This window comes from Phenylobacterium sp. (genome assembly GCF_031181185.1).
GTDB lineage: Bacteria > Pseudomonadota > Alphaproteobacteria > Caulobacterales > Caulobacteraceae > Phenylobacterium.
On the sequence record NZ_JAPSKZ010000152.1, the window covers coordinates 1 to 8729 of the forward strand.

Annotated in this window: 11 protein-coding genes; 3 read left to right on the forward strand and 8 right to left on the reverse strand. The window is 70.1% G+C overall.

The features are described from left to right. Positions 1–1052, reverse strand: a 1052-nt coding sequence (gene mutL, locus RIF93_RS15830; RefSeq protein WP_309092413.1) for a DNA mismatch repair endonuclease MutL, incomplete at its 3' end; no start/stop codon positions are given. Positions 1053–1117: 65 nt separating this feature from the next. Here mutL and RIF93_RS15835 point away from each other — a divergent pair. Continuing rightward, positions 1118–2083 carry a TraB/GumN family protein gene (locus RIF93_RS15835; RefSeq protein ID WP_309092414.1) on the forward strand — a complete coding sequence of 322 codons (966 nt, stop codon included), beginning with the start codon at positions 1118–1120 and terminating at the stop codon, positions 2081–2083. Between the two features lie 99 nt (positions 2084–2182). Here the strand turns inward: RIF93_RS15835 and RIF93_RS15840 are convergent, their stop codons facing one another. Genes RIF93_RS15840 through RIF93_RS15850 form a run of 3 tightly spaced genes read right to left on the reverse strand, consistent with a single transcriptional unit; the run spans position 2183 to position 3257 of the window. Beyond that, a complete protein-coding gene (locus tag RIF93_RS15840; protein WP_309092415.1) occupies positions 2183–2638 on the reverse strand; it encodes a hypothetical protein in 456 nt (151 codons plus the stop codon). After that, on the reverse strand, positions 2635–2835 hold the full coding sequence (locus RIF93_RS15845; protein WP_309092416.1) for a hypothetical protein: 201 nt from the start codon (positions 2833–2835) through the stop codon (positions 2635–2637). The genes RIF93_RS15840 and RIF93_RS15845 overlap by 4 nt, the downstream gene beginning before the upstream one ends. Further along, positions 2835–3257 (reverse strand): GreA/GreB family elongation factor, encoded by a 423-nt coding sequence (locus RIF93_RS15850; RefSeq protein ID WP_309092417.1) that lies wholly within the window; start codon positions 3255–3257, stop codon positions 2835–2837. The genes RIF93_RS15845 and RIF93_RS15850 overlap by 1 nt, the downstream gene beginning before the upstream one ends. A gap of 357 nt (positions 3258–3614) precedes the next feature. Here RIF93_RS15850 and RIF93_RS15855 point away from each other — a divergent pair, with 357 nt between their 5' ends. Continuing rightward, on the forward strand, positions 3615–3953 hold the full coding sequence (locus tag RIF93_RS15855) for a helix-turn-helix domain-containing protein (protein WP_309092418.1): 339 nt from the start codon (positions 3615–3617) through the stop codon (positions 3951–3953). Then, on the forward strand, positions 3919–4305 hold the full coding sequence (locus RIF93_RS15860; RefSeq protein ID WP_309092419.1) for a VOC family protein: 387 nt from the start codon (positions 3919–3921) through the stop codon (positions 4303–4305). Before RIF93_RS15855 ends, RIF93_RS15860 begins: the two co-directional genes overlap by 35 nt. Before the next feature lie 3 nt (positions 4306–4308). Here the strand turns inward: RIF93_RS15860 and RIF93_RS15865 are convergent, their stop codons facing one another. The 4 genes from RIF93_RS15865 to ileS form a co-directional block, all read right to left on the reverse strand. Continuing rightward, positions 4309–5145, reverse strand: a complete 837-nt coding sequence (locus RIF93_RS15865; RefSeq protein WP_309092420.1) for a class I SAM-dependent methyltransferase — start codon at positions 5143–5145, stop codon at positions 4309–4311. Between the two features lie 15 nt (positions 5146–5160). Then, positions 5161–5712: a DUF3035 domain-containing protein gene (locus RIF93_RS15870; RefSeq protein WP_309092421.1), complete on the reverse strand. Its 552-nt coding sequence runs from the start codon at positions 5710–5712 to the stop codon at positions 5161–5163. Between the two features lie 79 nt (positions 5713–5791). Continuing rightward, on the reverse strand, positions 5792–6283 hold the full coding sequence (gene lspA / locus RIF93_RS15875; protein ID WP_309092422.1) for a signal peptidase II: 492 nt from the start codon (positions 6281–6283) through the stop codon (positions 5792–5794). Continuing rightward, a partial coding sequence (ileS, locus tag RIF93_RS15880; RefSeq protein WP_309092423.1) for an isoleucine--tRNA ligase occupies positions 6280–8729 on the reverse strand: 2450 nt, incomplete at its 5' end. The genes ileS and lspA, both read right to left, overlap by 4 nt.

Below are 8729 nucleotides of genomic sequence, written 5' to 3' on the forward strand. Positions count from 1 at the left end.
AGCGCCGCCATGGAAGCCGTCGTGGACGCCCGGTGGCCGGCGGCGGCGAGCGCATGACGCAGGCCGCCCACGATGAGGCCGCGGACCAGCCCTGGGTCGCGGAAGCGGACCTCGGCCTTCGCCGGGTGGACGTTGACGTCGACGAGCCCGGCGTCAAGTTCGACGTACAGCGCCGCCACCGGATGCCGGTCGCGGGCCAGGAAGTCGGCGTAGGCGGCGCGGAGCGCGCCCTGCAGCAGCCGATCGCGGACCGGTCGGCCGTTGACGAACAGGAACTGGTGGGCGGCGTTGCCGCGGTTGAAGGTCGGCAGGCCCACGAAGCCCGTCAGCCGCACGCCCTCCCGCTCGTGTTCGATGGGCAGGGCGTTGTCCGAGAAGTCGCGGCCCATCACCGCGGACAGGCGGGCCAGGCGGCCCTCGGCATCCGGCGTCTCGGCCGGCAGGCGCAGGGTGCGGCGGCCGTCGAGGTCCAGCGCGAAGCTGACGGCGTGATGCGCCATGGCCTGGCGCTTCAGCTCCTCGGTGATCGCCAGCGCCTCGGCGCGCTCGGACTTCATGAACTTCAGCCGGGCGGGCGTGGCGTAGAACAGGTCCCGCACCTCCACCCGTGCGCCGTGCGGCCCCGGAAAAGCCGCGGGGGCTACCTGGCCCACGGCTCCGGCGTCGACGAAGATGGCGTGCGCGTCGGCCTGGCCCTTGGCGCGGCTGGCGATTGAGAGGCGGGCGACCGAGCCGATCGACGGCAGGGCCTCGCCGCGGAAGCCCAAGGTCCCGATCCGCAGCAGATCGTATTCGCCGTCGTCGCCGGGATGCAGCTTCGAGGTGGCGTGCCGCTCGACCGCCACCGGCAGCTCGTCCGCCGCCAGGCCCTGGCCGTCGTCGGCCACGAGGATGCGCGTCAGCCCGCCGCCGTCGGCCTGCACCTCGATACGGCCGGCGCCGGCGTCCAGGGCGTTCTCGACCAGCTCCTTCAGCGCGCTCGCCGGGCGTTCGACCACCTCGCCGGCGGCGATGCGGTTGATCAGTTCGGGCGGGAGTCTGCGGATGGGCATGTCAGGATTTCGCCAGGACCTACCTACATAGTACGATTCCAGAGGTCCCCCCATTTTCGGTGCCCATGCGCGCGCTCAATCGTCTCGCCTGCCTCGCCGCCCTCGCCGCCGCCCTCGCATTGCCGGCCCGTGCGCAGGTTCCCCTGGTCCCCGCCGATCCAGACGCGACGCTGGTGGAGGAGTTGGTGGTCGTAGGGCGCCTGCCGGGCCCGGCCTGGTGGCGGGTCTCGGATGGAGACACGACCGTCTATGTGCTGGGCGTCCCATCGCTCGCGCCGAAGCGCATGCAATGGGACCGCACGATCTTCGAGAACCGGCTGCAGGGCGCCAACGCCGTGGTCCTGCCCTTTACGAACATCCGGGCGAAGACCTCAGGCATCCTGGGCTCTGGACTCAATCTTCTGCGGCTGCGCTCGGGCGGACCGTTCGAGGCGCGGCTCGATCCGGGGACGCGCGGGCGGTTCGTCGCCGTCCGTGAGCGGCTGGGCTATCCGGCCAAGCACTATCCGACCTCAAACCCGCTGGCGGCCGGCGTGCAGCTCGCCGCCGACTATCGCGAGAAGGCGAACCTGACGACGACCGACCCCGCCAAGCTGGTCGAGTTGCTGGCGCGGCAGAAGGGTGTGCCGGTCGTCGAGAAGACCTACGACATCGGCCCTCTGCTGGGGGCGATCATCCGCACGTCCCCGGCCGTGGGGCGCGTGTGTTTCGACGAGGTCCTCGCCCAGGCCGAGGCCGGGCCCGGCGTCACGCTGCAGGCCGCCAAGGCCTGGGCCGTCGGCGACGTGCCCGGCGCGCTGGAGAACGAGCGTACCTATGAGCGCTGCCTCAACATGGTTCCGGGCGGTCGGGCGTTCGACGAACGGATGAAGGCCGACACCGCCGCGGCGATCGTGAAGCAACTGCAGCGGCCAGGGCACGCCATCGTGCTCGTGCCGCTGCGTCCCCTGCTGGCCCAGGGCGGCGTGCTCGATCGCCTGCGGGCGCAGGGGCTCGAGGTGAAGACGCCGGCCGGCGACAGAGCGGCGTAACCGCCCCCGGCGGTGGCCAGGGGCGGCCGCTCGCCGCCGGCGGCGCAAGCCGGCGGCGCGCTCCAACGGGCCTGGGGGGCAGGGCCCGTCGGGAAGGGATCAGCTGATGAGGCCGGCGACCCGCAGGCTGCGGCGCAGGCCATCGCCTTCGGGCGGGCTGGGATCCTCTCCCGGCTGAACCGCCAGCAGCGTCAGACGGCGCTCGGCGCCCATGCGATCGGGCAGGCTGATGGTCTCGCCCGCGCGCAGGCCGATCAGCGCCGCGCCGACGGTGGAGAGCGCCGGCAGGGCCTCAGGCGACGACGCCTCGAGGACCAGCTGCGCCCGGCGGCGCTCGCCGCCATCGACGAACTCGACCCACGACCCGAGCCGCGCCACATCCGGCGACAGGGCGTGATCGGGGACGACGGCGGCCCGATCCACCTCTTCCAGCAGGCCGGCGGCGACGCGCGGCGTCTCGATCAGGGCGTTGATGGCCGCAGCCGTGAGCCGGCGATGGTCCGTGACGCTGAGGAAGATGGCGGGGCGACCGCCGGCCACCGGGCGGGTGCTCATTGGAAGCGTCCCCGACGCGCCGGCTGCATCAGCAGCCGGGCGGCGCCCTCCTCGCCTCGGACGTGCAGGATGCGGGCCACCTGATCGATGGCCTCGCGGCTGGCCGGCGTCTCGATGATCAGGAGGTCGAGCAGAGCCCGGAAGCCGACCTCCAAGTCGTGCAGCCGCCGTTCGTGGTCAAAAAGGCTGAGCGCCATCACGCCACCTTCGAGCGCGCCGCGGCGGCGTCGCCCACCCATTCGACGGTGAGCGCGTGGGGCCGGCCATCCGCGCCCGTCCAGCTGAACGTGTCGCCGGCGGCAAGCCCGAGCAGGGCTGCGCCCACAGGGGAGGTCACCGAGAGGCGGCCTGCATCGATGTCGGCGGCTTCCGGCAGCGTGAGCTCCACCCGCCGTGTGCGACCGCTGAGCAGGTCACGGTACTCGATCTGCGAACCGAGGCGGACGAAGGGCGGCGCCGCGCGGCGTTCGTCACCGACGATACGGGCGCGCTCCAGCTCGCGCCGCAAGAGGCCGGCGCCGTCGCTCTGCAGGGCGTCCGCGAGGTCGGCGAGGCGATCGTAGTCGGCCTGCGTCACGCGGACGGATGGCGGCTTCGGGGGATGGATCTGTGCCGGCATGTAGCCTCCTTGTTCGCGCGCCGCGCCGAAGCGGCCGCGCGGTCTTGAAGTCTTCGCTTGATCGGAGCGAAGACTTATTTGGATTTGAGTGGTGTCTTTGCCACCGAGTGCGCGGGTCGGGCGCGCTCGGAGCAGTCATCGTTAGATTTCTATGTCTCCCCCGGTCCGCGCTACTTGGCGCGATAGGGACCGGGGCTCAGTGGCCTGCGACCAGGCGACCGGCGTGATGCGTTCGATGCTTTTTGGCGAGCGCCTTAGACATAGTGGCCACGAGATTAGTGCCTGCTGCGGCAAAGTCAAATCGTACCACGCAACTATAGGGTTGCATGATGGGTTGGTATGGGGCAGAGTGGGCGCATGGACCTTGAGCCCGTCTTCAAGGCGCTGGCCGACCCCACGCGGCGCCGGCTGATCGAGGAACTGGACGCGCGCGACGGCCAGACGCTGTTCGAACTGCACGTCCGGCTGATCAGCTGGCATGGCGCGGAGCTGACGCGGCAGGCGCTGTCCAAGCACCTGGTCGTGCTGGAGAAGGCGGGGCTGGTCCGGACGGAGTGGAAGTGGCGCTCCAAGCACCACTTCCTGGAGCGGGAGCCGCTGCGCCGGCTCTGGCGCGTGTGGCTCGGCCCCCTGGCCGAACGCCCAGCCGATGGAGAAAGCATTGAAGATCGTCGTGACGAGCGTGCTGGTCGATGACCAGGCGAAGGCCCTGGCCTTCTACCGGGACGTCCTGGGCTTCGAGCTGAAGCATGATGTGCCCACGGGCGCGTACCGCTGGCTGACGTTGACCTCGCCTGGAGATCCGGACGGCGTGGAACTTCTGCTGGAGCCGGACGCCCATCCGGCGGCCAAGCCGTGGAAGCAGGCTCTGGTGGCCGACGGCATCCCGCTGACCCAGTTCGGCGTCGAGGATATTCATGCCGAGCACGCCCGGCTGTCGGGCCTTGGCGTCCGCTTCGTCCAGCCGCCGACGCCGATCGGGCCGGTGACGACGGCGGTGTTCGACGACACCTGCGGCAACCTGATCCAGATCGCCCAATACCACTGAGCGTCAGCGCGAAAGGACGATCACCGTCTGGCCGTACACAACGCCGATGTTCTCGTGCAGGCCAAGGCCGACCTGCGCCGCCATGCCGAGGAAGTGACCCAGGTCCACGTCCGAGCGGTCGTGGCTTTCGACGTAGAGCTGACCCTCGGGCGGCTCGACGTGCAGCGAGATGACGGCGCGGCCACCAGGCTTCAGCACGCGGGCAATCTCGGCCAGGTAGTGGCGCGCTTCGGGCTCGTGCAGGTGGGTGAAGAGCGAGTGCGCGGCCACGAGGTCGATCGACCCGGAAGCGGCCGGCAGCTCGTAGTCCACCGTCTGGACGGTCCCGCCGGGGTTGTAGATCTCGGAATAGCCGTCGAAGTGGTGGAAGCTAAAGCGGTCGGCGAGCGACGCGAAGGCCCGCTGGCACCAGAGGATGTGCGGCCGGAAGATGTCGACGCCGACGTAGCGGGCGCCGGGCACGAGAGCGAGGAAGCGGGTGAGCTTCCCGCAGCCGCAGCCTAGGTCGAGGACGGACGGAGCGGGCGGCAGGAACTGGTTTATCAGGTGCGCCCAGGCGTCGCCGATGCCGAACCAGAAGCCAAGATCGCCACCGCCGGCCGAATTGGCCCGCAATGCGATGTTGGGCACCGGCAGGCCGTAGGGCTGCTGCGGCAGGTCCTGTTCGTCGAAGTGATGCCAGAGGTCCTGCGGGACGCTCCGATAGTTCTCCTCGGTGAGGAAGCTCGGAGGGTTGTGAGGCTCGGGCGTCGAGGTGGATTCCGGCTGCGGCGGATCGACCGACGGCGCAGGCTGTTCGCGCGGACGCAGGGCCTGCGAGATCCGGTCGACCAGCTTCATGCCGCGTGACGCGCTCTAGAGGCCCGGCAGCTTGATGCGGCGATTGCCTTCGCGCTGGATGATGATTGGCTTTGAGCCGGTCAGCTTGGCGACGCGGGCCGCCTCGGCTTCCGGATCGACCGGGGCCTCGGCATTGTCGAGGCCGGCGTTGGCGGCGGGCTTCTCGTCCTTGCGCCAGAACATGACGCGGTCAGCGAAGCTCTTTTCCTTGTGCGCCACGTCGCCGAACTCGTCGTCGACGACATACCGGATCAGCGGGTCGGCCTTCTCGGCGCCGGCCTTCGCGACCAGCAGCTTCTCGCCGTCCGAGCGCAGCTCGGCTTCCCGCTGGCCCAGGAGGGCGTTGCGCGCGGCGCTTTCGGGCTGCAGCTCCTGCGGACGCGGCTCGCCGGGCGCCGGCGGGCGCAGGGCGTAGTCGGGCGGCACGACCAGCGGGGCCTTGGTGACGACGCGGAACTCGTCAGGGGTCACCTTGGACATGCCCAGCGCCTTCTGGGTGGACTGGCATCCGGCCAGGCCCAGGGCCGCGAGGGCCGCGGTGGCGACGATCACTCGGTTGACGCTCATGAACTTGAACAAGCTCCTTGGGCCGCCCCCGGCCACGAACGGAAGGGAATAAACCAATCGGTGCGGTCCGCCAACGGCGTCACGCGGACGCGGATCGGGCCGGCTGCTCTTTCCGCAGGCTATCGACTAGCAGGAGGATGACGCCGACGGTGATCCCGGCGTCGGCGATGTTGAAGATCCAGGGGAAGACGCCGATCCGGCTCACGTCGATGAAGTCGACGACGGCGCCGAAGCGGGCCCGGTCGATAGCGTTGCCGGTGGCGCCGGACATAACGAGGCCCAGACCCGCCGCCGGCAGCAGGCGACCGGCCGACCGCGCCCACAGCGCCAGCAGGATCGCGACGGCGATCGAGAACGCCACGAAGCCCCAGCGGACGACGTCGGAGCCGGCCTGGAAGAGGCCGAAGCTGACGCCGTTGTTCCAGATGCGCGTGAACTGCAGCGGTCCGGCGACGGCGTGCGGCACGTGCTCGGGAAGGGTCAGGGCCCACAGCTTCGTCAGCTGGTCGAGCACGACGAGGACGGCCGCCAGGCCATAGGCCATCCAGCCGTGACGGGTGACGCGCCTCATGCCGGGACCTTCCCGCGGGCAGCGTCCCAAGCCGCGACGGCGTCGTCGCAGCGTTCGCATAGGAACCGCGGCGGGCGCACCTCGGGCAGCCGGCGCCAGCAGCGTTCGCACTTGGAATGATCCAGCACCTTGACCGCGGCGGCGACCTCACCGCTCGGCGCGAGCTCGACGGCGGCGGCGCTGGTGCGGAACACCTCGGCCGGGTCCAGGCCCTCGAAGGCGGCCAGGTCGGCGGCTTCGGCGACGCGGACCGCCACCTCGGCGTCGAGCGCCGAACCGATGGCCTTTTCGCGCCGCTTCACCTCCAGCTCACCGGTGACGTGGGCGATGACGCCCTTCACCTTGGCCCAGCGCTGCGCCTCGGCGTCGTTGCGCCACTCGGCCGGCGTGTCGGGGATCACCCGCAGGCAGTTGGAGTGGGCGTCCGGATAACGGGTGGTCCAGGCCTCTTCCATGGTGAAGGGAATGAGCGGCGACAGCCACGCGGTCAGCCGTTCGAAAACGGCGTCCATCACGGTGCGCGCCGCCCGGCGCGTCGGGTCGTCAGCGCGGTCGCAGTAGAGGCTGTCCTTGCGGACGTCGAAGAACAGGGCCGAGAGGTCGTCCTGGCAGAACTCCAGCACCGGCCGGATCACGTCCTGGAAGACATAGCCCTCGTAGGCGGCGCGGACCTGGGCGTCGAGCTCCCACAGGCGGTGCAGGATGTAGCGCTCGAGCGGCGGCATCTCGTCAAGCTCGACCGCCTCGTCGGGCGTGTAGTCCGAGAGCGCGCCCAGCATGTAACGCACGGTGTTGCGCAGCTTGCGGTAGGCGTCCGAGGTGGTCTGCAGGATGGTCTTCCCGATCCGGCAGTCGTCGGAATAGTCGATCATCGCCGTCCACAGGCGGATGATCTCGGCGCCGTTCTCGGCGATCACCCGCTCGGGATCGACGACGTTGCCCTTGGACTTGGACATCTTCTCCCCGGCCTCGTCCATGACGAAGCCGTGGGTCAGGATGTTGTCGTACGGCGCCCGGCCGCGCGTGCCGGAGCTCTCCAGGAGGGACGACTGGAACCAGCCGCGATGCTGGTCAGAGCCTTCCAGGTAGAGGTCGGCCGGCCACTTCGTGTGGGCGCGGTTCTCGAGCGTGAAGGCGTGGGTCGAGCCGGAGTCGAACCAGACGTCGAGGATGTCCTCGACCTTCTCGTAGCGCTCAGGGTCGTGGTTGCCCAGGAAGTCGGTCGCCGGCCGGTTGAACCAGGCGTCGGCGCCCTCGGCGCGGATGGCGTCGACGATGCGCTTGTCGACCTCGGGATCGTGCAGCGGCTGGCCCGTCTCCTTGTCGACGAACATCGCGAGTGGCGCCCCCCAGGCGCGCTGCCGGCTGATCAGCCAGTCGGGGCGGCCTTCCACCATCGAGCGGATGCGGTTCTTGCCGCCGGCCGGATAGAAGGTGGTGGCCTCGATGGCTTCGAGCGCGGCCTCGCGCAGCGTGCGGCCGCCCAGCTCCTGGGTGTCCACCGGCTCGTCCATGCGGATGAACCACTGGGGCGTGTTGCGGAAGATCACCGGCGCCTTGGAGCGCCAGGAGTGCGGATAGCTGTGCTCGACGCGGCCGCGGGCGAGCAGGCGGCCGGCCTCGATCAGCTTGCCGATCACCGCGTCGTTGGCGGGGCCGAACTTGCCGGCCTTCTTGCCCTCGGTCTCCAGCACCTTCAGGCCGCCGAACAGGGCCACGTGCGGATAGTAGGCGCCGTCGGGGTCGACGGTGTCGGGGATCTCGCGATGGCCGTGGGCGCTCCAGGCCAGGTAGTCCTCGGCGCCATGGCCCGGCGCGGTGTGGACGAAGCCGGTGCCGGCGTCATCGGTCACGTGATCGCCGACCAGCAGCGGGACCTGGAAGGCGTAGTGGGTGTCGAGCGCGGCCAGCGGATGTTCGCAGACCATCCCTTGCGGATCGACGGCCTCGACCTTGCGGAAGTTGGCCACCTTGCCGGCCGACATGACGTCGGCGGCCAGCTTCTCGGCCACGATCAGCCGGTCGCCGGGCTTGGCCCAGGGCTCGAACGCCAAGCCCTCTTCCATCGCCTCCACCTGATAGACGGCGTAGGCGACGTCGGGATTGTAGGTGACCGCGCGGTTGGCCGGGATGGTCCAAGGGGTGGTCGTCCAGATCACCACCGAGGCGCCCCGCGCCGCGTCGCTGCCCTCGACGACCGGGAACTTCACCCAGATCGTGGGGCTGACGTGGTCGTGGTACTCGACCTCGGCGTCGGCGAGCGCCGTGCGCTCGACGGGACTCCACATCACCGGCTTAGAGCCGCGGTAGAGCTGGCCCGAGGCCACGAACTTGTGGAACTCGGCGACGATGGCGGCTTCCGAGCCGTAGTCCATCGTGGCGTAGCGGTTCTCCCAGTCGCCGAGGATGCCCAGGCGCTTGAAGCCGTCGCGCTGCACGTCGATCC

Bases quoted from the DNA above. Each gene is read 5' to 3' on its own strand.
- RIF93_RS15835 (WP_309092414.1), top strand. From the start codon at position 1,118: ATGCGCGCGCTCAATCGTCTCGCCTGCCTCGCCGCCCTCGCCGCCGCC.
- RIF93_RS15840 (WP_309092415.1), bottom strand. From the start codon at position 2,638: ATGAGCACCCGCCCGGTGGCCGGCGGTCGCCCCGCCATCTTCCTCAGC.
- RIF93_RS15845 (WP_309092416.1), bottom strand. From the start codon at position 2,835: ATGGCGCTCAGCCTTTTTGACCACGAACGGCGGCTGCACGACTTGGAG.
- RIF93_RS15850 (WP_309092417.1), bottom strand. From the start codon at position 3,257: ATGCCGGCACAGATCCATCCCCCGAAGCCGCCATCCGTCCGCGTGACG.
- RIF93_RS15855 (WP_309092418.1), top strand. From the start codon at position 3,615: ATGGACCTTGAGCCCGTCTTCAAGGCGCTGGCCGACCCCACGCGGCGC.
- RIF93_RS15865 (WP_309092420.1), bottom strand. From the start codon at position 5,145: ATGAAGCTGGTCGACCGGATCTCGCAGGCCCTGCGTCCGCGCGAACAG.
- RIF93_RS15870 (WP_309092421.1), bottom strand. From the start codon at position 5,712: ATGAGCGTCAACCGAGTGATCGTCGCCACCGCGGCCCTCGCGGCCCTG.
- lspA (WP_309092422.1), bottom strand. From the start codon at position 6,283: ATGAGGCGCGTCACCCGTCACGGCTGGATGGCCTATGGCCTGGCGGCC.